We start from the raw sequence: 22549 nt of genomic DNA, 5'->3' as shown, positions 1-22549 counted from the left end.
GGATGCCATGGCAATTTTAAATACTCCAATGATACATCCCATAAACGCGTTCGATCCCCGGTACAACCATTCCGTTCCTTTTACGTATACCGGGAACCAGACCGTCCGCAACCGCGCCGTTGTACTGGATAACGAAACCTATCAGACCATATATGATGCCGAACAGGACCGCATGCGTCTGGATCACGTATTTCCGGCGGATACCTTTACCCCCGGCAAAAGCTACCAGATCCAAATCCAGGTATTTGATGCTTACGGCAATACGTCCGCCCTTTCCGCCCCCGTACTCTTTTATTGTTATTCTACGCCCGAATTTCATTTTGAAAACATACCGAATGATACGATTATCCATACGGCCAACCCTGAAATCGATCTTTTCTATTTCCAAAAAGAAAAGGAACCTCTGCAGGATTTTCAGTTTTTTCTCTATAACTATGATAAATCCCCTGCAGCTTCCTCCGGCCATAAATACGATACATCCGACATGAGCCACACCTTTTACGGCCTGAAAAATGAAAGTGAGTATTATGTGAGGGCAACCGGTACCACAGCCCACGGCTTTTCCTTAGATACCGGATACATCAAATTAAGTGTCCAGTACTTCCTCATGCCCGCCAATGTTCTGTTTGAAGTAAAGAACCAGCCGGAAGACGGCAGTATATCCCTGGAAAGCGGAGTTATTGACATCGGCTATGAGATCGACAATGACAACTACACCATTAAAAACAGCGAACTGATTATCGGCAGTGACAACACCCTGACCTATAACGCCGGCTTTACCATTACCGACGAGTTCAAAGTATTTGTCAAAGCCAGGAAAATCCCTCTGCAAGCCGCTTTTTTCAAAATGCGCTGCCCGGAAACCGGAAATTACCTCGACCTGCACATAGAAAAACTTGGAAAAGCCTTTTATGGAGTACTGCATATCCCCTATGGAGAAACCCTTGGAAACTACCACATATTTGCAGAACTGCCTCAGCCCTTCCTTTCCGATTCGCAGGGCTTCCTGCTCACCGACACTGAAAACAACCTGCTCATGGCCGCCGGTACCGATTATCCGGATCTTTATACCGCAGTATTTGAAATAAGCTTCAAAAAAGGACTGTATGACCTGCGTGTGTATTATGAAGCGAACACCACTATCGAAGATACCTGAAAGGAGACTGACGCACTATGCTATTTCTTGGAACCACTTTTTTCAGCGGCTCACACACCCTGGATCCTCCTGCCGTACATGTCAGCCCGATCACGGAAATAAAACTCACAAACGGCACCTTTGATCATCTCTATGTAAGCAAAAACGCGGAGGAGCCTATCGAAAGCACCCATAACGAATGGAATGGAGACACGCTGCTGAGCGCTCCCTTCGACGACAGCCTGGATGCCGGCAATTCCGGCTTCAGTTTAAGAAACACCGACATAATGGTGGTTAAATGCCGTGAAAAAGGAAGCATGGACTGGATGACCATTCATACGAAAACCATCAACACCATAGACGATTTCAAAATGCTTTACTTTTACCGCTATGCACGGGGAGACACCGATTACGAATTTATGCTTGCTTCCACCTGCAACGGGATTGAAAACAGCTATGTCACCAAGGAAGTCCACTCCGGCTTTAACGGATTTTTCCTGGTAAACCAGGACAATGCCGTGGGAACCATTTACAACCTGGACGGCTGCGATACGACCAGGACAGTCTCCGGGGAAGCTGTCAACCTTTTAAACAGCCAATACGCCAAGGTCATAAGCAACGGCGCCTTTAATTACGATACCGGCACAGTTACCGGCGTTTTCCTCAAATCGGATACCCGGGACTGTATCGTAGACCTCGCCGGAGGCGTACAGCTGAGAAAGGATTTCATTGACTTTTTAACCGATAAAAAACCCAAAATACTCAAATGGGATGACGGACGCATTTGGATGATACAAATTGTGGGTACGCCGACCGACACGGAGGAGGGTCATAAAGACCTGCGCAAAATCACCTTCCAGTTCACCCAGACAGGGGACGTCAACGATCCCCAATCCCTGTATATCAATGGATTAAGCCCTGTCGGCGTAGAATGGTGGTGATTTATGAGATATACAATAACCGAAGAAGATAAACTTCTTTTCAGCCAGGGATCCCTGGACTATAAATACCGCCTCAGCGTTATGATAGGCAGCCGGATCGTCGATGTGCTTTACGGAATTTCCCAGGCCGGGACCTACGGTATAAACGGGGAATCCGATATCCGCCGTACCCTGAACCTTACGTTATCCCTGGATGAATTCCAGACAAACATCGAAGAAAAAATCCAAAGCTGGTTCGGCCTGGATTTTACCTTTGAAATCGGCCTGTACAGCATTATAAAAAAAGATTATGTATGGTACCCCTGCGGCACCTATCTGATTACGGCTTCCAATACCCAATATAACAGCACAAGCCACACGCTTTCCCTGACCGTGTCCGACTGGTTCGCCAAGTTAAACGGCACCCGCAACGGACAGGTGGGCGGTACCCCTCTCATTAAGATTCCCGTTCAGGATGAGGAAGGAAATAAATCCACTTTACGCGATATCCTTTCAACCATCCTCAAACAACAGGGCGATATCCACAATTATATTATTGATGATATCGGTGAATTTTACGGTATGCCCTCCAATAACCCGGACTATGAGAAATACCGGGAGGATAACCCCGACTGGAACCGCCTTCCCTATGACCTGGAATTTAATATAGGCTGTATGGTTTCCGACGAAATTAACGAAATTACGGGACTCTATCCCAATATCCAGAAATATTTTGACGTATACAATAACTTCTGCTGCCATTCGATCCCTTCATGTGAAAATGATCCGATTACCCTGGACAATGCCTTCCTGCAATCGGTAATCACAGACAGCGGGGAATCCGTGGACTATGATATCGAAAACATAAAAAATGTAACTGAAGTCCTCGGTTCCGTCTACGATATTGACAGAATGGCTACGGAATGCACCACCTCGGGAAATACCTACCGTCTGCAGCTCAGCGAATATGACAAATATGCATCCAATGATTATATTGCCTTTATCCCAACCAGCGATAACCAGGACGGTATGCAGCTGCAGATTAACAACCTCTCTCCCACTCCCATTTATTACGAAAACACCACCACACCCGTTGAAAAAGGGACCATGCATAAGGATGAAACCTATGTTCTGCAGTATAAAAGGGTGGAAAAAGCAGGCCGTTTCTACTATCTCGGCCAGTACCAGCCCCACGCCGTATGCGTGCTTACCGCTTCTTCGGACGATCCCGTATATACCAAAGACTATTTTAAAGAACGGTATAACTGCAAGAATATTGTATTCCGGGTGGAACCGGACAACCCCTTCACCATACAGCAGATAGGCATCGTACTCGACGTCAAAACCGGGGATACCTATGAAAACATACAATCCGATTCCGTGGCAATGGAAAATGCCATCTATGAAAATATAAAAACCTCATCCTGGAACGACATCGTAACCATTACCACCCTGTGCGTCCCCTGGCTGGATGTATTTGAAAAGGTAACCTGGCAAAAACAGGATACCCCCGATCCTTACCAATATATTATTAAAAACGTATCTCATAACCTGGGAGGCACCGTACCAACTACCTCCATAACCATGTACCGTTTTCATCCACTATATTACGATTATGAGATTCCAAGATAGGAAGGAGGTGAAATATTGGCTTATCAATTATCAAATTATAAAGATGTGGACTCTTCGGTTGCCCCCCTTGTCCTGGAATACTATAAATACATGGACCAGGAGGATTATGCCTCCGCTTCCAGGCTGCTTGAAGAAAATCAGGAGCTCCTGAAGCCCTATATCATTGATATGGACAGCATAAACAAAATCGAACAGGGCCTTCACGACCTGTGGCAGGTTGCATCCTTATCCCAATCAGTAATAATTACAGAAGACCAGACGGAACCGGCGGGTGACTTCGGCCCCGGAACCGAATGGTTCGCCGAATACTAGATACGGAGGCTTCCATGAACAATGACGATTTTACCTACATCCCGCACAGCTCAGCCCGTCTGCGGAACAAGGATGTTTCCGACCAGCACAAAGCGCTCCTGAAAGCCGGCAATCCGGCAGGCGCCGCCGGCCTTATCCGGAATCATCCTGACCTGGAGGCGTTCACCGCCTCCCTTTTCAATTTCATAGAACAGAAACTGGTTTTTATCGAGCAGCAGCTCTCAGGCAAAAACCGCCAAATTTATAACGTTTATTCAGATACAGAACCTACTTTGGAAGAAATGGAAGGTATGTTTTTCTGGAATAAAGAATACGAAGAAAGGGAAATAATATGAGCATTGTATCAGGTTACAAAAAATTCAAAAAATACATATTAACTTCATCCGGTTTCCAGCTTGTATCCCACTGGACGAAAGCAAATACACTGGAATTCGATGATGGAAAGACCGCTCAGGCCAAATTAGGTGCCATCGATGGCATCTCCAGCTCGCGGGAATCGAACAGCGACAAAATTGCGGCTAGTACGGCGTTGGTTAGTGAATTAAATAGCGATTTAGGGGGCAATCATTTCGGACATACAGTCGATGGGCGGCCAGGCTGGAAGGATGGTGCTGATACAGTTCACCCTTTTAAATCAGGAGAAATTGCTGCCGAAAACAAAATAAATAATAGCACAGCAATTTCCATTCAGCTTCCTGACGGTATTACTGAAGGAATCATTGTGGTAAATGTAATAAGCACAATGAATAAAACGCTTGAAATCCAGCTTGATTGTGAATCGGAACTGCTATCAAGCTGTATAACGATGCCTGACGAAAATAGGATTATGAACAACAGTATATTTACAATAAAAGCTGCAACAAGCCAAACGATAACAGCTGCCTTTAAAAATTCTTACGGAAATGCTTATACCAGTGGCTCCATTTTTTTATTAATTTAATGCCCGCTTTAAAATGATAAAAGATAAATATCGAATGCACATCGAAATTCACAATTACCAATACTTCCCCAGGGTACGTTTAGAGTCATCGTAATGTTTAAAGTTTTGTGTTCTGTATCAATTGTAATATTATAAGAATTTAAACCCATCCAAGGTACATTAGAAGATTGTTCTACAGAACCCATAAAAATTCCTGTAGGCTCAGGATTAACCACAAACCTTATATATTCGGCATCGGATTGACTTAAATCATAGGTATATGGTATTTCCAGTTTAGGAGTAAGAGTTTTAAAAGTGCCCCTTGCAGTTCCCAAATAAATGGAGTTACCTAATTTTTTTGTCACTGTATCGGCACCAGTAGTGGGTATATAAGTAATATACACACCGTCCTCCCTGGCATCCATGCCCTTAATCGCTCCGCTGTCGTTCAGGGAGGATAAATCGCTACTTTATTTAATAAAACGTTTAGAAAATCCATATTATTTATTTGCTTATGTACAATAATATCATTGTTTGTCAATTTAACAAAGTAGCGATTTAGGGGGCCTATCCTTCTATGAAGATGCCACCGGGAAGTATGTTATGGGTGCCGATTCAGTACCAAAAAAATTGGGTAAAAACCCTATTGTGATGCCCGAACTATGGGCATATGTTGGGGGTGCAAACCGCCAATGCCAGGTAGCGTATAAATTCAACGTAGAAGATTATGAAACCTTCTACATTGAAAAGATAGAAAAGTACAATAATCAGTGGATTACTTATTCATTTGTAGGCACTACATCAGGTGGCATCTCAACGAATCTTTCCTATTCCATAGGAAAGGATATGAATATAAGCCCATATGTGCTTTTGAGGATAACGCTAACACCAGGAAGTGATACGGGTAAGGAAAGTTTTGTAAGGATAACCAACCTTAGAATATCTTAAATTTAATAATCTTTCCCTGCATGCAATCATATAGGGCTTGAACCTGGCAAATATAAAAGTTTTGCACTTGCAATAACGTCGGAGTATTGGAATGAAATATTAGCGATCATAGTATCAGATGTGTTGTCCATAGTCAGATTTCCTATTGCAGCACCTCCAGACTGACTAGAAGTATAGTCGCTAAAATGTAATACACCTCCAACAAGCCTATAACCGGGAATGTTATTACTCAAATTCGCTGTTGAGGTTTTTACGAGAGCGTGTTCCTTGATTATATAAGGAGTTCCGGTTTTGATGTAATAACCGCCAAACATGCCAGAAACAACAGTACCATATTGAGAACCCGCCTGAACACGAGCATTATCGGCACTAATCACTGAAGCTTGCATTGCTCCTGCAACATTTAAATTTGTAAATCCATAAAGTACAAGTTCATAACCTTGAATTTCTTCGGGCGTAGCCGCTATATAAGCATTGTTGCCTGTCCCATACTTGCCTTTGAGATTTGCAATATAGGATATGCCGTTAAATGGGACCCATACTGCATCAGCACCTCGTATATACTTTACTCCTGACTCCTCCTTAAATTTTAACCCTCCTAAATCGCTATTTTATAATCTAACCTCCAAACCAATCTATTTAACTAATGCATTTATTTCATCTATACATCTAACCCTATCTGCAATAATTTCCTCCACAATTCTCAACACGTTCTCCGCCCTCCCCTATTTTAATCCGTCTCAATCTTATCCCCATTATCCTCCCTCACAACAAAATACTCCCCCCATTAAAAATCTCCACCGCCTCTACCCCATCCCATCCTCACCCACCAACAAAGAAAGGACCCCCACCACATGCCAACCTCAATCCCAACCGCCATCACCCTTGCTAAAGAAATGCTCTCCACCGGCATCGTATACATATACGGCCTGAAATACGAACCCATAACCCCATCCAAAATCGCCGCCCTCGCCTCCATGTACCCCACCGTCTATACCCCATCCATCAAAGCCATGGCCTTGTGCAAAGTCGGGAAAACAGGGATTGACTGTTCCGGTTTTGTATGCAAATCCTTCGGAATCCCCCACATAGGAAGTTCCCAGCTAAAAGCAAAAATGACCCACCTGTACAGAGTCTCCGATCCCAGCCGCCTGATGAACGGTATGCTTATCTGGCGCAGCGGACATATCGGCATCATTGAAATTGACGATACCGGCGAAGCGTGGATCCTGGAAGCAAAAAGTACTGCCGACGATCTTGTCCGAACCAAATATTCTTCCCGCGGAAATGCCTTCACATACTATGGAGAACTATCCGGTATTGACTATACAAACGCACGAAAATACAATTCTCCCCCTCATTCCCGGCCCTCCAATCCGATTCGTGATTTAATCGATATCTCCCATCACAATACCATCAACCTGTCCCTCACCGCTGCCAAATACAAAGATATAATCATCCGGGTTAGCTACCGTTCTTACACCACCGGCGTCCTGACTCTTGACAAGAAGTTCCTTTTCTACACAACAGAAGCCCTGAACAATCACATGAGAATTGGCTTCTATTTATATGATCAATCCGTCAACGAAACAGAAGCTATCCAACAGGCCGACTGGACAATAAATCAAATCAAAAACTATCCGGTCACCTATCCCATCTTCATTGATTCCGAATACGCCAACCAATCCCATTCGGGACGTGCCGACAATCTCACAAAAGAACAGCGTACCAAAAATATTATGGCATTCTGTGACCGAATCCGGGAACGTGGCTATCTGCCGGGCGTATATGCCTCGGATAACTGGTTTCAGACCATGGTTGATTACAGCCGCCTCAAAAAATATGATATCTGGTGCGCACGATATTCTGTCAATCCCCCCTCCGCGGAAAAATATGAAATATGGCAGTATGGCTCCGCCCGCGTTCCCGGTTCTATGAATCCCATAGATGTTAATCATTTATACAAAGAATACGCTGCCGGCGCCGTTCCCCCATCTGCTCCGGATAACAGGCACTGGAATGAAATTACCGCATCAACCCTCAATATAAGAAATGCTCCCTCCACATCCGGGCAAATCATCGCTCAGATGCACAAGGGAGACACCGTAAATATATACATAATGGAAAATAACTGGTGTAAAATCAGCCGCACAGAGGATAAATGGTGCAGCTATTCTTATATCCGTTCCGTCAAAGGAACCGTTTCCAACTGCAGCCGGCTAAACTGCCGACGCTCCCCTATTTCCGGACAAGCCGCGTTTATTTTATCGGCAAATGACACCGTGAACATTCTTCATCAGGATACCGCTACCGGCTGGTATTATATCGAATTCCAGAAAAAAACAGGTTATGTTTCCAATAAATACATCAAGCTGTAGAAAGGTTTAACGTTTACATGGATACAATCATCGATTCTCTAAGAACATATGACACGATAACAATCTTTGGCGTCATCTTTTTTCTCTCATCCCTGATTTCCTGCCTGTCTAAGCTGTTTACCACTCTCGGAAGCCTTCTAACCCGATATTACAGAAAAAGGAAAGGGCTTGAGGATAAGGATACCCTGATACAAAACACACTGAAGCAGCATCAGTCAGAAATCGAAACACTCCGCCAATATGAAGCAGAGACTCACACCGATGTTAAGGAAATAAAAGTACTGCTGGAATCCCATATAGACAGGGACAATGAGCGTACCATCTCTTCCTTCCGCTCCACACTTTACAGGCTGCATATGGAATTTACAAAGCAGAAATATGTGACGCCCGAAGGCCTGAAAACCTTTAAAGAAATAGGAAAAGTCTATGTGGAAGCGGGCGGAGACGATATTTATCATGACAAACTGGAGCCGGAGGTTCTTAAGCTTCCGATTCACTATGAAGAAGAGCCTCTGTAAAAGACGGAAAAATAATAGTCATTTTCATCGTTTATCCTTCCAATCAAATTCCATTCGGATGAATTCCCCGCTTCCCGCATATGTATCCTGTGCGAGCCTTTCCCGGACACGGAATCCGGCAGACGAATAGCAGGAAACAGCTCTTTGATTCCATTCCCTTACATCCAGATATATTGTTTTGGCGCCATATAAGCGGGCACTTTCCGCTGTCGCCAATCGGATGATACGGCTTCCAAAGCCTTTTGAACACCAATCCGGCCGGATTCCGATACCGAAAAAAACTTCTGAACCTTCATCCTTCAGGTTAAAAAAACCGATCAGTTTCCCCTGACACAGAACCCCTCTGAAGTTTTTCTTTTTTTCCTCATTGGCAAAACCGATGGATTTCCTGCACAATATTTCATAATCGGGAAGATTATAAATATCATAAGGTTTCGGATACTTCCAAGTACATACTTCTGTTGAAAAAGCATCCCTCCATGCAGTAACTTCCAGATCGTTATCCGGCATGTTTTCCAGTCTCTCATCTTTCATCCGCCATCCCCCTTATCGGCTGCATCCTTCCTCCTACTCCATTACAGGAAGCTTTCCCAGATACAGGGGGTCAGCTTCCCTCATTTTCATCTTCCTCAATGGCCTTATCAAGAAAAATCTCACCATCCAGATGTCCGATTTCATGGCATAAACATTTTGCCATCTCGTTTTCTCCGGATATCCGGATTTCTTCTCCGTACTCATTCAGGGCACGGACAGTGACCCGCTGAGGCCGGATGGTTTTCACGAAACGGCCCGGAAAACTGAGACAGCCTTCCATGCATTCCTGGATACCGCTGCTTTCGATTATCTGCGGGTTTACCAGTTTCAGCAGGCGGTCGCAATAATCGATGACCACCAGCCTTTTTACGATACCGACCTGATTGGCGGCCAGAGCCGCCGCGTTTTCTGTATGATGCAGGGTATCCAGCATATCATCCAGCAAAAGCCTGATTCTGTCATTCACTTCCTTTACCTCTTTACACCGTTTCCGCAAAATCGGATCCTGGTTATATCGAAGCTGCCTGATTGCCATGATTATCCCTCCTGCTGCTGTCCGCCCTTGATTTTCTGGGACTTTCTCCAAATAAAAAAACTTCTTCGATTGAACATCCAAAAGCCTGGGAAATGTCATAGGCAAGCCAGATGGACGGTTCGGACTTTTCCGTTTCTATTGCGTTAATGGCCTGCCTGGAGGTCCCTACCATCTCTCCTAACTGCTCCTGGGTTAACCCTTTTTCTTCCCGCAGCTGCCTTATCCTGTTTTTCATTTCTATCCTCCGCATATCGCAGGTAAACCCGTGATACTGCAACAATAAGTAGTATAAAAGGAACTTTCACACTTGTTCTTGTCCGTATGCGAAGCTCCTATGTAAGGTAAACTTTACGTTTAGTATATCCGTATTTTTCTGTCATGTCAACCTTACAATATATCATGCCCTTACAAGTTACCACATCTGTATTAAAGTACAGGACGTAATGTTACCCCGAGGAGCTTTTCTATTGCGGCTGCCGCCTTAATCAATGTTTTTTCCTGAAACCGCCTCGCCATAAAATAACAGTCTATAGGAAGCTTATCCTCTCTCTGCCCGATAGGAAGAATTAGGCTGGGGAATCCTGTGAACGGGGCAATGGTATTGTTATAGGTTTCGCACATTATAATATCAATGTCATATTTCGCAAATAACGCATCAAAACTTTGTATCACCTCATCCCGCCTGACCAGCATATGCAGATATTCCGCCTCCGTGAGATTTCCTCCGGTATGCGCTTCTATTTCCGCCAGATTTCTCTGTCCATATCGTAATGCAATATCCGGGTACGCCTCATGGCAGGCTATGATATCCGACAGTGTTCTTATATTGGTGTCCGCATGACATGTGGAAAGATAATAATTCATGGCCGATTTGAACTCGTATTTCGTTATATGCCATACATTAAAATCCTCATGGAATTCCAGGTTATCCGTAAGAATTGCACCCGATTCCCTTATTTTTTTACATAGGAAAGCAAATCGTGCTCTGTGCATTTCCTGACAGGCAGTTGTTCCCGGCCGGTAAATACCTATTTTCAGACCCGTCAGACTGCTCTCCGCCGCTGCGTCCGCACATACCGTTACGGGCTGCAGAAAGGTTGCCGGATCATCCGGATCCTCACCGGATATTACATCAAGAACAATTGCAGCATCCCGGACCGTTCTTGCCATAGGCCCTGCCGTATCCAGCGTGCTGGAAATAGGAATAATCCCGCTTCGGCCGACCAGACCCAGAGTTGGTTTTATCCCGACAATTCCGTTTTGGCCCGACGGGGAAACGATGGAGCCGCAGGTTTCCGTACCGATTGCCGCCGTACAGAACCCGGCCGCAACTGCCACAGCGGAGCCTGAACTGGAACCGCCGGGTGTTTTTTCCCGCACATAGGGATTTATCACCTGACCGCCGCAGGCACTGTAACCGTCCGGCATTTCCCCGTCGGTCATAAAATTGGCAAATTCCGTCATATTTGCTTTACCCAGCAAAACAGCATCGGCCTCACGCAGCTTTTTGACGATCGCCGCATCGGCAGGGGCATAATTATCCTTCAGCGCAAAAGAACCGGCACGCGTATGCATTCTGTCAGACGTATTGATGTTGTCCTTAATCAAAACCGGTATGCCGAACAAGGCGCCTGTCTGCTCTCCTCTTGCCAGCTTTCTGTCCAAAGCCTCCGCCAAAAACAGCGCATCCGGGTTAATTTCCAAAACAGCCTTCAAGCCATTGTCACCGCAGTCAAACTTTGCTATCCGATTAAGGTAAAGCAATACAAGTTCTTTTACCGTCAATTTTCCCGCTTTGAATGCCTCCTGAAGCTGATCAATTCCTGCATATGGATAGAAAGAAGCTGCTTTCTCCGCTATATTCAGCGGTACCTTTGGTTTCTCCCCCCGCTCTCTCAGTATGATCCACGACTGCCTGTTTTTTTCCAGAGCAAGCCGGATTGGCTGCAGAGCGGCAATTTCCCTGATTCCGATCAAAGCAGCATAACGGGCATCCTTTTTATTTTCCCACCAGTCATCATGGATATACAATTGCTTCTGATAGGTGTGTCTTATTTCCGGCAGGCTGCTATACCGGGTATCAAAGCTGTTCACCTCAGCTACGGAAAAAACCGCAAGCACCGGTCCTGATGTCTGTTTCAGGATAACCAGATCCCCCTTCTCCACTTTTCCGTAGGGCATACATTTATTCTTCGTGATTCTGGATTCGATTGTTTTTTTACCGCTAATCATGTACTGAATATAAGGTTCCCTGCATAAAGCCAAATGGATACAGACCTCCGGGTTTCTTATCTTCTCCAGCAGCTCCGTATGTCCCGCTGCCGAAAGCTGTTCCGCAATGTTATCCAGCAAATCGTCATAAACCATATCTACCCCCATGTTATCTTCCCTGTTTTTCCTGTGCTTCCAGGTACAAGCCGCTTTAAACCCACGCTTATTATCAGAACCCCCTGTTTCTATAAACGAATAATAGCAGCAGGCGTTAAAATTATTCTTTTACGCCTGCTTCCAATATGGAAAAAGTAGTATGATCACAGTCAATTTCAGCCAAGGCTCCTGTTGGTATAACCGTCATAGGGATTCTGTGGCCAATAGCAAGATTATACAAAACCGGAAGATCTGTTAAACCTTCCTCATACCGTATTACTTTTATCAATATATCCTTATCACTGTCATTCATTCCCGTACAGAGTAATCCTCTTGCATACTTGAATATCCCTGCTGCGGCAAAAGCCCTCAGCTGATGAAGCGTTGCCGTCTCCACCCCATAAGGGGTACCGATATCCATAAACAAAATACTGTCTTTCCATAGCTCCTTATCCGGAAATATTTCCGTTCCCATGATCTGCTGCATAGAACCACAGCAGCCCCCCAGCAAACGGCCTGTTACCCTGCCTTTCCCCTGCAGAAGCTCATAGCCGGTATTCGTGACCCATTCGGACTTTTTCGTTTTATCCCACTGGATTTCAGCCCGTTTATCTTCAGGCTCCACTTCTCCGATGCAGGATCCGGAAAAGAGAACCTTCCGGATCCACTTTTCCGTATAAGTATCAAGGCCATCCGGCTGCGCTATTGATGAAAGCACGTTTGCCCCATAAAAGGAAGAGACCCCTGCATAGGTAAACATCATATGAAACACGGATACATCGGAATAGCCAAGCAGGATCTTAGGATTGCTTCTGATCCGATTAACATCAAGATACGGCAGCAGTCGTGCACCGTCATCTCCCCCCGAATTCACGAAGATTCCTTTTATCCGTGGATTCGTCAGCGCCCAATTCAAATCCTCCGCCCTGCATCGGGGATTGTTATACAAATATGCTTTCCCTTTCAGGGAATTGGGCGTTTCCACAACATGCAAACCGAAATGTTCTTTCAGCTGCTGTTTTCCAAAGGTATATCGTTCTATCATGTCAGGATCGCCGGCCCGTCCTCCTGATAAGGATATTGTTGCTATGGTATCTCCCGGACGCAGTTTTTGCGGTTTCATAAGAGGATGCATGTTATGGATCTCCTTTATTGTAATTAAACAGAATCTGAGCTTCCCAATAAGGTTCGTCAGGAACGGTAATCCCCATTTATTTTCACATAATCATAGGTCAGATCACAGCCCCACGCTTTCGCCTCGGCTTCTCCCAGATTCAGATTAACAGCAATTGTAATCTCTTTTTCTCCCAGTATCATCGCTGCTTTTTCTTCAGAAAATGGCAGGATTACGGAATTTCCTCTACATACTTCTATAGTGCCAGCGTCAGAGGATACATCCACATCCACTCTGTTCATATCAAATTCTGCATCTGCATAACCAATTGCACACATAATCCGTCCCCAGTTTGCATCTCCGCCAAACATCAGGCATTTTACTAAAGAAGATTGAATTACACTTTTGGCTACCATTACGGCAGTCCGCTGATCAGGTGCTCCTGAGCAGGAGCACTCCAGGAACTTGGAGGCGCCTTCACCATCTGCCGCCAGCATTTTTGTCAGCTCCGACATAACAATAAACAATGCCAGACGGAAGCTTTGATATGCAGTCCCATCTGCGGTAATCTCCGGATTTCCGGCCTCGCCGTTCGCCATAACACTCACCATATCATTGGTGGAGGTATCCCCATCAATACTTAAACAGTTATAGGTCGTTTTCACGATATCTTTTAATGCGTTCTGCAGCATTTCTGCGCTTATTGACACATCCGTTGTTATAAAATTCAAGGTGGTTGCCATATTGGGATGTATCATACCGCTTCCTTTTGCCATACCTCCCAGACGGCATACCCTGTCTGCAATCTTAAATTCTACAGCCGCTTCTTTTCTGACCGTATCTGTCGTCATAATGGCCGTGGCGGCTTCTCTATGCCCATCTTTGGATAAACCTGCCGCCAGCTCCTGCATATGCTCCGCAAACGGCTTCACAGACATAGGCTGTCCTATAACGCCGGTAGATGCAATTATCACTTCCCGGGCATAAATCCCAAGAGCGTTTGCCGCAAGTCCGCAGATTTCCTCTGCAATATCCACGCCATCTGCGTTACAGGTATTCGCATTTTTCGAATTGACGATAACCGCCTTTGCAGTACCGCCACTGGCCTCCAGATGCCGCTTTGTCACAAGGACAGGGGCGCCCTTTACCTTATTTTGCGTATATACTGCAGCAGCCGTACACAACCTTTCACTATAGATCATTCCCAAATCATTTTTGGACTTGTCAGGATTCAAACCGCAGTTCAGACCATTAGCGGAAAACCCTATTGCGGCGCATACGCCGCCTTCTACATACCGGTATCCATCATATTCTTTATTCATGTTAATCCCTCATACCAAAATTCCTTAATGCTTCATGAAATGCCCTTCTTCTGGAATAGTCCTGTTTATACCCGAGCATCAATCTTTGCTTTCCCTTCAAGATGCCTCTGGACTCCATCACTTCACCTAATGCTGCAATATATCCTGCACATTCATGATAATACTTTCTATAATTACCTTCCATAATACCATCCACTCTTTTTCTTACAAGCTGCTCAACCCATTTCAAATAGCTATCCTGCTCCGTTTCAGACAATGGATGCCGCCGTTTCGATTGGACAAAACATTTCCCTTCCCCCCTGCAGAAGCAATTCAGAATTCAGGAGAAGCAGCAAAAATGCAGATAGCCCATTTTTCATATAAGACGCGCTCCACCCCAGCGCTCCTTTATAATTCATTCCCTGTTCCTTTATAAAATTATATTCTCCATTTAAGATTGCAGTCAGATAAATATTCTCCAGATTCGGCTCATTCTCCTTTAAATCAGAAGCTCTGTCATAAGCATATGAATTTCCATTCTTGTTTTTAATAAGAAAACCATGATTGATTTCTTGTAGTTTTTTTTGCCATTTATAAAAATCCCGGCATTCCATCATCATGCGCAGGAAATGAACCGTACATGAATCGGAACGAAATGTCTCCATCCAGTATTGCTCCACTTCTGTCGTTACTTTTCCGCTTTTTCTTATTACCATATTTGCAAGGAGTAATGCTATACGACTTCTGACCAAATGCTTAGGAACGATTCTTTCCAATGCTTCTTTACCCACTAACAACAAATTTTCATAACTTAATTTATTCTGATTTTCCCTGATATATTTTTCGTATAGTCCGGGATGCCGCTCCTTGTAAGCTCTCGCACTCGTCAACAAACACTATGCATCGCCTGAAAGTTCCATCGCCTCATTCAACAGTTTCAGGGCTATATGAGAATTTTGATTTCCAAGGTATGCAATCCACTTTGGAAGGAATTCGTTAAACTCTGTAAGTTCTTCTCCACACTGCATAATCATTTCCAAAGAAATCTCACTTATTTCTGCTTCTTGAATTATGCTATACAAGGCTTGCGCTCTTCCATCCAGCGGGTTTATAGAATACGTAAGATACAAGGCCTCTACTGCCAGATCCTTATAATTAATCTTCGCAAGATTATAATCCTCCAGTTCCTCAATTGTAAGAGGTTCCTCCGAATAATCCTGATACTCCTCCGCATCACTATTATACCAATCATCATATTCTTCGTTAAGAGTACTGCATTAACTCATTTCCCATTCTTCTATCTTTTCAAGCTTTCTTTTTATTTCTATGTACCTGCTCTTATCTGTTTCCTTATAATCCTTTTCTTTTCCCGCAGAATCTGTACTGTTTTTCAGTCTTTTCAGAAAATTAGTACGATTTGTTTCCGGAAGCGATCTGGCAATTTCATGAATAAATGCTGTAAGCTGTTCCCTGTCCATCAACTGGGATAAAGTATCCACTGAGTTTAAAAACTTTGATAAATTCATTAACCCTCACCATCCGCTTTCTTCTTATTGTAATTATTTTTTTCCGCAGCATTTCTTGTATTTTTTTCCACTTCCGCACGGACATTGATCGTTCGGATATATCTTTAGCGGCTTTACAACAGGTATCTGTTTGGGCGCTGTAAATTCATCAAAAATATCCTCCTCACCCCATTCCAAATTTCGAAAGGATTCCTCAAACTTATCCTGCTGCTGCTGATACCATTCACTCTCATCCTGTTTTCCAACATATTCCGCCAATTGTTTTGCCCGCATAAAGAGAATCAAATTATCTATGTTGCAGGAGATACCCCATGTTGCTTTTCTTACTAATTCATATGCCCTTTCTGCTTCCCCGTTTTCCAAAAGGAGCCAACTGAATCCAGCTATTCCATTACTGTTCCGGAGATCCTCAGTCAGCCATTTTTCATAATAGCTACAGGCATCCTCTTTCTTTCCCATTGCAAAAAGGGAATCTGCCACCCCACACTGAAAGCAGCTGTCATCCTCCGCCTTCCAATCGAATATTTCTAATACTTTCCGGCAAAAAGCAATTCTTTCCTCATTTTTTCCGGCATTACCAAGTTCCATTTCATAATCCTGTAACCATCCATCTATTGGGTAACTATAATCCAGTTCTTCCATCAATTCAATAAGCGGAAGCACTTCTGCCTGCTGTTCCATAACAGACTGAAATTTTAACCAGGCCTCTTCCCAATATCCCAATCCCTCCTCTGTTTTCTGCTTCCCTATACATTCATATCCCTTTTGAACAAGCTCATCCCATTCTGCATTAAGAGAACCATCCTCTTCAAAATCAAGGCTTTGCTGAAGCATTTCTTTCAGACTTTTTTCATATTTTTCCTCAGAAAATGATTTTCCCTGCTTTAGGATATCATAAATTTCCGTTAAGACTACAGTGCCGATTTTTTCCTTTGCCTCTCTATTAGAACATCCGGCCTCAAGTAATCTTTCATAAACTGCTTTCGTGCAAGGGGGATCATTTGCTTTTAACTGATTATCCACTATCTCTAATATCTCTTTCTTCACTTGTAAATTTGCCATTCCTTTTCTCCTGTTATATTCTGCTATCCTAACACCATATCAGCAATAATCTTACAACAACAAGTTTATTGTATCATGCGACTCAAAAGAATCCATCCATATTTTGGTTTAAATGGAGAATACGATTTTCCTTAGTGAGATAATCATACATTTCCGGTATCAGCTTACCAACATTTTGAGGAATATGGGCATCTGATGCGGTAACGATTTTGACTTTTTTGTTCTTCATTGCTTCCAGCATCCGTTTATTCATTCCTAATTCCATATCCCCATAATTGATTGCCAATCCGCTGCTTTCTTCAATATACATATTGTTTTTCTTTAACACATCAGCAATTTTTTCGTATTCTTCCATATAATCTTCTATCGGATATGCTCCAAAGCATTGCAATGAATTCGGATGCGCTAACCCCGAAAAAAGAGTACTGTCTGCTAACGCATACATCAATTTATAATAACGACGATACAAAACTTTTAAATCATAATCCTCCCTTTTCCATGGCTGTTTTATATGGCTAAAGGCCCAGCCGTCAATAAAATGTATTGAACCAACAAGGAAATCAAAGGGATATGCTTTTTTCAGCCTTTCTATATCCGCCTCGTGCCCGGGGGAATAGCATACCTCCAACCCAAACTTCACTTTAACCGGAAAATGATTATTCTTCATTCGTTCGATGAAATCTGTATAGTCTTTCAGCGGCCGTGACATTTTTAGTTTTTTCTTATACCATAGATTTTGATACGCATTATATTGGGACATTTCATCATATAAACTCTGGCATTCTTTAAAAATGTGAGTATGTTCAAGAAAATAAATTTCATCAATATTTCGGGATACTGCATAGGAAATGAATTCGTTAATCCATTCGATACAATATTCCCCTTTTTCTAAATGAACATGTGCATCAATCATATTACGTATCCTCCTGATTACGGCAATTGGATTTATGCATACGAGTCATTTAGCAAAGCCGATTATCCAATTTAAGATATAGTCAACGCGTTCCTGTGTCAACTGATGACTGCCTTTATATTGCTTTATCTGCAGGTTATGTTCTGCATTTTTTGATGTATAGTGCTTTTTTACCGTCTCAAAGATTTGTGGCGCATCCTTTGAATACTTATCATCATCGGAACAAATAATCAGGAAATGTCTCGGTGCTATTTCTTTTATTACATCTGCAATTTCAAATTCTTTGAGAAATCCAGGGATAATACTGGACATTTCTATGCCTGTTAAGTTATCCATACGATATTTATAGCTGACAACACTTCCGCTTGACACAGCATATTTTATTCTTTGGTCAAAAGCGGCAGCGAAAAATGTCGTGTTTCCTCCGTAGGAATGACCTAAGCAGCCGATTTTAAATTTATCTACAATATCCAAACCATTAAGAACACTAATTGCACCTATGGCATCTTCTATAGCAATCTTCGCCAGTGTTTCACCTGTTAAAATACCATGACATAGCGCAAGGAAATGATTCCATTCATCTTCTTTATGGTTTTCTTCCGTACCAGATGCGTTTACCCTTCGTTCCTCAAAACATATTGCATCGGGAGCAATTACCACAAATCCTGCACAAGCAAGTTTACTTCCAAAAGCCTGTAACGGATTACCAACTAATCCGCAAACTTCACTTTTGCCCCAGTTTCGTTGACTATGGTGCTGATGATTAACCAAAACGGCTGGAAAGGGTCCATGGCCTTTGGGGACAAGCAGAAAGGCAGGGATGCTTCGGCCATGAACTACATATTCTATTTTATTTCTCGTGTATGTATCACAATCAATAACGGAATGGCAGACATAATTAATTTTATCTGTAATTGGTTCAAGACCGATAATTTCAGACATTCTATTGATTACATCCATTTTTTTCATCCTTCCGTCGATATTCATAATTTGTTGTGTATCTTTTCCGTCACAGACATATCCCTGCATAAGAATATTATAACTATCCACCAGGACCACGGTAACGATTTTTTCCTTTGCCCCTGTCTTTAAACTACCAGCTTCTGACAATCAATACTACTGTCTCTATGGACTTATTGCCCGTCAAGCTCCTCTGTTTTTACTCCGTCTATAGAGGTCAGCATATAGGTTCCATCATGATTGACTTTAAGTCAACGGTGTACCTTAGCAGAAGATACTACTTGGTCGGTATGTGTCCACCAGATGACTTTTATTACTTCCATACTTCCGCTTTGACGTGCAGAAGATTCATCATTATCAAATAATTTTAGTATCGCTTTTTTCAGATTCTCCACATCCTCATATTAGAAATGCGTTTTTTCTGAAAGCTGTCTGTTAATGCTTCCATATGTTACATATACCCCTTTACTGACACGGTGTTTTTGCCCTATTGTATCACCTGCTTTTTTCGATGGATTGTTTACGTTTGTTTCGAAATTTACACTTTTTGTAATCTTCAAGCTTTCAACATCTACCGAACCAATACTGAACGCACTTTGCATACTTACAGGCCCCCTTATCACGATTGATACACCAGCTTCCTTTTCATTTTCCCTATAAACGCCAATACCTGCCGAATGCCCTCACATCAAACCATTCTTTGCGGGCACCATTGGCAATATACTGAAATGAATCAGCTTTAGTAAAACAGTATTTTGCGCCATATTTACTATGGGGAATCGTCGGAATATCTTCATACATTAATTTTTTTATGAGATATTCCTTCCATTGTGGTGAACCTTTCCCATAATCATGTAAATATCCTATAACCCCTAAGAATTCCCCCATGCCAAAGTTGACTCCAAATTCCCGAGCCAACTTTGAAACATTTGACAAGTGTATTTTCAGAAGCTGATTACGGCGAGCCAATGCGATATCCCACATTTCAGGATTTGATATTTTTTGTTTAAATATCACTTTATCCTTGCTATATAATAATAGTAAATCTGTTTCTCCTTTCATCTTACCCACCATTATCGAACAATTATCGAATTATATACTTATAAATAATGATCCTTTAACACAATTGAATACAAGGTAGCAGTTCAGACAAATCTAAACTGTTACTGCATCCAGACAATGAAACGCTTCGCGATGGGCCGGATGCCTGCAACCACTACACTTCATTATTTCAAAAGCGTATATTGTAAATATTGTACCATACTTTTATGTTTAACAGGTAAATATTCATAATAGGTACATAAAGTATAAAAAGATGCAATCACTTTGTTAAATGAGGTGATAACAGACATAGAATAATGTCACCGTAATGTCACAGAACAAAAAACCGGAAGGCCTGTAAAATAGGCCTTCCGAGGATAAGTTTGTATCACTCAAATTCTGGTGCGGGTAGCTTGAACTGACTGCTTTACTCTGATTTTTAGCGTATTTATTATACATGTTCTTCAAAAAGTGTTCTCGTATTTTTTCCACTCTAAATTTTTAGAGTCAAAATAGAGCCAGTCAAAACTACTTTGTTTCGATTTTTTTATTCCTGTAGTCTATCTAAAGTAGTGTTATCACACTACATATTTTTGAGATCATGCAAAAAATAATTAATAATGACACATGTTGTGTCTGCATTCAATACCGTACGCTCTATTGGTACTCCATATACCTCATATTTGTCATCAAATTTCCAACAGACATATTTATTTATCTCACTTCTTTTACATCGTTCAACAACATGCCCTTGCTGTAATTTTCGAAGTGCTTTCCCCTCATCTCTACATCTAGAATATGAAATTTCCAGTTTCGCTTTCCCCACATATCTTGACAATTTTCCTACAAACTGCGTATCATACGCCCAGTCATCAAGATTATCAACTTCCAAGCAAACCATTGATGAATCCGTTGCAAGGAATACTAAGATATGCTCCACTTCTCCATCCAGTAATTGTCTAGATGATAAAATCAACGAATTTATTTTTTTTATCTCTTTCTTTTTTCTTCCTTTAGCAAAATGCTCATTCTTAATCATTTGAAAAAAATTTTCCACTTCTCCAAATCTTTCACACAAATAGTTATCCCTTAAATATTTTCGTTTAAAATGATTTTTTAAAACTTGTTCCCCTACAATCTGCTGAATAATATCATCTTTATAATTTGATAACAGCTCATTATAAACTCTTTTGTTCGCAACAATATCAATATCCAAACTATTATTACTTACAAATACATGTATAGGAATTCTCACGAAACTTACATAGATACTTTCAATTCCATCTATTGTCAATAACTCCTGCGTTTCTGAGCGAATGCCATCAGCAAGATCTGATTGACTATAATCTTGATTAAATATTTCTTGAATAGCTTCAAACTGGCTCTTGATTTGATTCAAGTCTTCTGCAACAATCGATACTTCTAATTTATTGTCGTTACTCCACCCTCTTTCTAACAACTGATATTTTGATGGTTCATATATAATTGAGCCTTTCAGTGCATCCATATATATCTTTCCAGCTCTGACGATTAAAAAATTAGAATAAAAAAAACCTCCCACTTTACGTGGGATTGCGAGATAATAAAACTGACCAAAGAATTATTTCTTCGCAACCGCATAAAGAAAGGAGGTTTTTATCATGAAAACAAAAGCAAAGATCACCAGAAAAGATACGCGGGAACACCTGGCCCAGTTTCATCTGGCATGTGAACTGGTAAAGGTGATCCATCACTATTTCCCCGGGCTCCTGTCCCCGTTAAAGAACTTGGAGGATCCTCGCGACCAGAGGTATATCACTTACGAGAGCCATGTCTTACTGATGACACGCATCCTCTCCTCTATATTTTATATCAGCAGCATGAGAAAAACAAGCCAGGAATTCAATTCGGATACCGTGATCGAAAATATCGGATACCTGTGTGGAAGGCCGGAGCTCCCGGAACTGCCCTACTGGGAGAGGATAAATGACTATCTTAAGAGGTTGGACCCCAGTCAGCTGCAAGGGGTAGTCTGCGGCCTGGTGCGCCGTTTGCTGCGGAGCCGTGTGTTTGAAGGCTCCCGTATAAGGGGAAAGTACTGGCAGGTGATTGTGGATGGAACCCAGTTGGAGAGCAGCCGGAGGGAATTGGACCCTAAGAGTCTGTACCGTATCCATAGAAAAGGTACCCCGGAGGAATACCGGGAATACTATTACTATGTATTGGAGGCAAAACTCGTACTTCGGAACGATATCCTTGTGAGCATCATGACAGAGTTTGTAGAAAACGAAGGCAATGAGGTTGAAAAACAGGACTGTGAGCGGAAAGCCTGCCGTCGGCTGCTAAAAAAGCAGCATGGGGAATTCCCACGCCTGCCAGTATGTCTGAGCGCAGACAGCCTCTATGCCTGTGAACCATTTTTTGAGGAGTGCCGCGGATATGGGTACCATTATAT

27 protein-coding genes and 1 pseudogene are annotated in these 22549 nt (G+C 42.6%); 10 read left to right on the top strand and 18 right to left on the bottom strand.

Going from position 1 to position 22549, the window contains the following annotated elements; translation table 11 throughout:
* Nucleotides 1–7 precede the first annotated feature (7 nt).
* The 6 genes from DXA36_RS00150 to DXA36_RS00125 are packed head-to-tail and all read left to right on the top strand — an operon-like array spanning nt 8 to nt 4939.
* Nucleotides 8–1156, top strand: a complete 1149-nt coding sequence (locus tag DXA36_RS00150) for a hypothetical protein (protein WP_147366525.1) — start codon at nt 8–10, stop codon at nt 1154–1156.
* 17 nt (nt 1157–1173) lie between these two features.
* Entirely contained in the window at nt 1174–2076 is a 903-nt protein-coding gene (locus DXA36_RS00145; protein ID WP_118675676.1) for a hypothetical protein, read from the top strand.
* Between the two features lie 3 nt (nt 2077–2079).
* Nucleotides 2080–3687, top strand: coding sequence for a DUF5048 domain-containing protein (locus tag DXA36_RS00140; RefSeq protein ID WP_118675675.1), 1608 nt, complete (start codon nt 2080–2082; stop codon nt 3685–3687).
* A 15-nt stretch (nt 3688–3702) separates the two neighbouring features.
* Nucleotides 3703–3999, top strand: coding sequence for a hypothetical protein (locus tag DXA36_RS00135; RefSeq protein ID WP_118675674.1), 297 nt, complete (start codon nt 3703–3705; stop codon nt 3997–3999).
* Between the two features lie 14 nt (nt 4000–4013).
* A complete protein-coding gene (locus DXA36_RS00130) occupies nt 4014–4334 on the top strand; it encodes a hypothetical protein (protein ID WP_118675673.1) in 321 nt (106 codons plus the stop codon).
* Nucleotides 4331–4939, top strand: a complete 609-nt coding sequence (locus DXA36_RS00125) for a hypothetical protein (RefSeq protein ID WP_118675672.1) — start codon at nt 4331–4333, stop codon at nt 4937–4939. Before DXA36_RS00130 ends, DXA36_RS00125 begins: the two co-directional genes overlap by 4 nt.
* Nucleotides 4940–4947: 8 nt before the next feature.
* Here the strand turns inward: DXA36_RS00125 and DXA36_RS00120 are convergent, their stop codons facing one another.
* Complete coding sequence (locus DXA36_RS00120; RefSeq protein ID WP_147366524.1) at nt 4948–5322, bottom strand: hypothetical protein; 375 nt, start codon at nt 5320–5322, stop codon at nt 4948–4950.
* 199 nt (nt 5323–5521) lie between these two features.
* Here DXA36_RS00120 and DXA36_RS00115 point away from each other — a divergent pair, with 199 nt between their 5' ends.
* Entirely contained in the window at nt 5522–5866 is a 345-nt protein-coding gene (locus DXA36_RS00115) for a hypothetical protein (protein ID WP_118675670.1), read from the top strand.
* A gap of 26 nt (nt 5867–5892) precedes the next feature.
* Here DXA36_RS00115 and DXA36_RS00110 read toward each other — a convergent pair whose 3' ends face one another.
* Nucleotides 5893–6243, bottom strand: coding sequence for a hypothetical protein (locus DXA36_RS00110; RefSeq protein ID WP_147366523.1), 351 nt, complete (start codon nt 6241–6243; stop codon nt 5893–5895).
* Between the two features lie 477 nt (nt 6244–6720).
* Between DXA36_RS00110 and DXA36_RS00105 the strand changes: the two genes are divergently transcribed.
* Both DXA36_RS00105 and DXA36_RS00100 read left to right on the top strand, forming a co-directional pair.
* Nucleotides 6721–8244, top strand: a complete 1524-nt coding sequence (locus tag DXA36_RS00105) for a GH25 family lysozyme (RefSeq protein ID WP_118675668.1) — start codon at nt 6721–6723, stop codon at nt 8242–8244.
* A 17-nt stretch (nt 8245–8261) separates the two neighbouring features.
* Nucleotides 8262–8762, top strand: coding sequence for a hypothetical protein (locus DXA36_RS00100; protein ID WP_118675667.1), 501 nt, complete (start codon nt 8262–8264; stop codon nt 8760–8762).
* 24 nt (nt 8763–8786) lie between these two features.
* Here DXA36_RS00100 and DXA36_RS00095 read toward each other — a convergent pair whose 3' ends face one another.
* The 16 genes from DXA36_RS00095 to DXA36_RS00010 all read right to left on the bottom strand — a co-directional run bounded on the left by DXA36_RS00095 (nt 8787) and on the right by DXA36_RS00010 (nt 21622).
* Entirely contained in the window at nt 8787–9296 is a 510-nt protein-coding gene (locus DXA36_RS00095; RefSeq protein WP_118675666.1) for a GNAT family N-acetyltransferase, read from the bottom strand.
* A 70-nt stretch (nt 9297–9366) separates the two neighbouring features.
* Entirely contained in the window at nt 9367–9831 is a 465-nt protein-coding gene (gene def / locus DXA36_RS00090; RefSeq protein WP_118675665.1) for a peptide deformylase, read from the bottom strand.
* Nucleotides 9806–10066 carry a helix-turn-helix transcriptional regulator gene (locus DXA36_RS00085; RefSeq protein ID WP_118675664.1) on the bottom strand — a complete coding sequence of 87 codons (261 nt, stop codon included), beginning with the start codon at nt 10064–10066 and terminating at the stop codon, nt 9806–9808. The genes def and DXA36_RS00085 overlap by 26 nt, the downstream gene beginning before the upstream one ends.
* A 191-nt stretch (nt 10067–10257) precedes the next feature.
* Nucleotides 10258–12210, bottom strand: a complete 1953-nt coding sequence (locus DXA36_RS00080; protein ID WP_118675663.1) for an amidase family protein — start codon at nt 12208–12210, stop codon at nt 10258–10260.
* Between the two features lie 109 nt (nt 12211–12319).
* Nucleotides 12320–13333 (bottom strand): S66 family peptidase, encoded by a 1014-nt coding sequence (locus tag DXA36_RS00075; protein ID WP_118675662.1) that lies wholly within the window; start codon nt 13331–13333, stop codon nt 12320–12322.
* Between the two features lie 56 nt (nt 13334–13389).
* Nucleotides 13390–14634 (bottom strand): bifunctional glutamate N-acetyltransferase/amino-acid acetyltransferase ArgJ, encoded by a 1245-nt coding sequence (gene argJ / locus DXA36_RS00070; RefSeq protein WP_118675661.1) that lies wholly within the window; start codon nt 14632–14634, stop codon nt 13390–13392.
* A gap of 1 nt (nt 14635) precedes the next feature.
* Nucleotides 14636–14863, bottom strand: coding sequence for a hypothetical protein (locus tag DXA36_RS00065; protein ID WP_147366522.1), 228 nt, complete (start codon nt 14861–14863; stop codon nt 14636–14638).
* 19 nt (nt 14864–14882) lie between these two features.
* On the bottom strand, nt 14883–15278 hold the full coding sequence (locus DXA36_RS00060; RefSeq protein WP_118675659.1) for a hypothetical protein: 396 nt from the start codon (nt 15276–15278) through the stop codon (nt 14883–14885).
* Nucleotides 15279–15509: 231 nt separating this feature from the next.
* Nucleotides 15510–15695 (bottom strand): hypothetical protein, encoded by a 186-nt coding sequence (locus DXA36_RS00055; RefSeq protein ID WP_147366521.1) that lies wholly within the window; start codon nt 15693–15695, stop codon nt 15510–15512.
* A gap of 195 nt (nt 15696–15890) precedes the next feature.
* Nucleotides 15891–16139, bottom strand: coding sequence for a hypothetical protein (locus DXA36_RS00050; protein WP_118675657.1), 249 nt, complete (start codon nt 16137–16139; stop codon nt 15891–15893).
* 33 nt (nt 16140–16172) lie between these two features.
* Nucleotides 16173–17201: a tetratricopeptide repeat protein gene (locus DXA36_RS33815; RefSeq protein WP_279221529.1), complete on the bottom strand. Its 1029-nt coding sequence runs from the start codon at nt 17199–17201 to the stop codon at nt 16173–16175.
* 82 nt (nt 17202–17283) lie between these two features.
* Nucleotides 17284–18114 carry a PHP domain-containing protein gene (locus DXA36_RS00035; protein ID WP_118675656.1) on the bottom strand — a complete coding sequence of 277 codons (831 nt, stop codon included), beginning with the start codon at nt 18112–18114 and terminating at the stop codon, nt 17284–17286.
* A 45-nt stretch (nt 18115–18159) separates the two neighbouring features.
* On the bottom strand, nt 18160–19224 hold the full coding sequence (locus DXA36_RS00030; RefSeq protein WP_147366520.1) for a prolyl oligopeptidase family serine peptidase: 1065 nt from the start codon (nt 19222–19224) through the stop codon (nt 18160–18162).
* 254 nt (nt 19225–19478) lie between these two features.
* The gene (locus DXA36_RS34355; protein WP_118675653.1) at nt 19479–19676 is read right to left on the bottom strand and encodes a type I CRISPR-associated protein Cas7; all 198 of its coding nucleotides are present in this window, start codon (nt 19674–19676) and stop codon (nt 19479–19481) included.
* Nucleotides 19677–19728: 52 nt separating this feature from the next.
* Nucleotides 19729–20136 (bottom strand): hypothetical protein, encoded by a 408-nt coding sequence (locus tag DXA36_RS00015; protein ID WP_118675652.1) that lies wholly within the window; start codon nt 20134–20136, stop codon nt 19729–19731.
* Nucleotides 20137–20698: 562 nt separating this feature from the next.
* A complete protein-coding gene (locus tag DXA36_RS00010; RefSeq protein ID WP_118675651.1) occupies nt 20699–21622 on the bottom strand; it encodes a hypothetical protein in 924 nt (307 codons plus the stop codon).
* A gap of 133 nt (nt 21623–21755) precedes the next feature.
* Between DXA36_RS00010 and DXA36_RS00005 the strand changes: the two are divergent.
* A pseudogene (locus tag DXA36_RS00005) lies at nt 21756–22549 on the top strand (hypothetical protein); the annotation flags it as partial.

It is taken from the genome of Eisenbergiella sp. OF01-20 (assembly GCF_003478085.1).
Lineage (GTDB): Bacteria > Bacillota > Clostridia > Lachnospirales > Lachnospiraceae > Eisenbergiella.
This window is presented reverse-complemented; position numbering and strand designations above follow the sequence as displayed.

Excerpts from the sequence above, each read along its gene's own strand:
- DXA36_RS33815 (WP_279221529.1), bottom strand. The coding sequence starts at position 17,201 with ATGGCAAATTTACAAGTGAAGAAAGAGATATTAGAGATAGTGGATAAT.
- DXA36_RS00080 (WP_118675663.1), bottom strand. The coding sequence starts at position 12,210 with ATGGGGGTAGATATGGTTTATGACGATTTGCTGGATAACATTGCGGAA.
- DXA36_RS34355 (WP_118675653.1), bottom strand. The coding sequence starts at position 19,676 with ATGCAAAGTGCGTTCAGTATTGGTTCGGTAGATGTTGAAAGCTTGAAG.
- DXA36_RS00105 (WP_118675668.1), top strand. The coding sequence starts at position 6,721 with ATGCCAACCTCAATCCCAACCGCCATCACCCTTGCTAAAGAAATGCTC.
- DXA36_RS00015 (WP_118675652.1), bottom strand. The coding sequence starts at position 20,136 with ATGAAAGGAGAAACAGATTTACTATTATTATATAGCAAGGATAAAGTG.
- DXA36_RS00150 (WP_147366525.1), top strand. The coding sequence starts at position 8 with ATGGCAATTTTAAATACTCCAATGATACATCCCATAAACGCGTTCGAT.
- DXA36_RS00035 (WP_118675656.1), bottom strand. The coding sequence starts at position 18,114 with ATGATTGATGCACATGTTCATTTAGAAAAAGGGGAATATTGTATCGAA.
- DXA36_RS00145 (WP_118675676.1), top strand. The coding sequence starts at position 1,174 with ATGCTATTTCTTGGAACCACTTTTTTCAGCGGCTCACACACCCTGGAT.
- DXA36_RS00140 (WP_118675675.1), top strand. The coding sequence starts at position 2,080 with ATGAGATATACAATAACCGAAGAAGATAAACTTCTTTTCAGCCAGGGA.
- DXA36_RS00085 (WP_118675664.1), bottom strand. The coding sequence starts at position 10,066 with ATGAAAAACAGGATAAGGCAGCTGCGGGAAGAAAAAGGGTTAACCCAG.
- DXA36_RS00010 (WP_118675651.1), bottom strand. The coding sequence starts at position 21,622 with ATGGATGCACTGAAAGGCTCAATTATATATGAACCATCAAAATATCAG.
- DXA36_RS00095 (WP_118675666.1), bottom strand. The coding sequence starts at position 9,296 with ATGAAAGATGAGAGACTGGAAAACATGCCGGATAACGATCTGGAAGTT.
- DXA36_RS00130 (WP_118675673.1), top strand. The coding sequence starts at position 4,014 with ATGAACAATGACGATTTTACCTACATCCCGCACAGCTCAGCCCGTCTG.
- def (WP_118675665.1), bottom strand. The coding sequence starts at position 9,831 with ATGGCAATCAGGCAGCTTCGATATAACCAGGATCCGATTTTGCGGAAA.
- DXA36_RS00100 (WP_118675667.1), top strand. The coding sequence starts at position 8,262 with ATGGATACAATCATCGATTCTCTAAGAACATATGACACGATAACAATC.
- DXA36_RS00075 (WP_118675662.1), bottom strand. The coding sequence starts at position 13,333 with ATGCATCCTCTTATGAAACCGCAAAAACTGCGTCCGGGAGATACCATA.
- DXA36_RS00060 (WP_118675659.1), bottom strand. The coding sequence starts at position 15,278 with ATGGAGACATTTCGTTCCGATTCATGTACGGTTCATTTCCTGCGCATG.
- DXA36_RS00115 (WP_118675670.1), top strand. The coding sequence starts at position 5,522 with ATGGGTGCCGATTCAGTACCAAAAAAATTGGGTAAAAACCCTATTGTG.
- DXA36_RS00125 (WP_118675672.1), top strand. The coding sequence starts at position 4,331 with ATGAGCATTGTATCAGGTTACAAAAAATTCAAAAAATACATATTAACT.
- DXA36_RS00050 (WP_118675657.1), bottom strand. The coding sequence starts at position 16,139 with ATGAATTTATCAAAGTTTTTAAACTCAGTGGATACTTTATCCCAGTTG.
- argJ (WP_118675661.1), bottom strand. The coding sequence starts at position 14,634 with ATGAATAAAGAATATGATGGATACCGGTATGTAGAAGGCGGCGTATGC.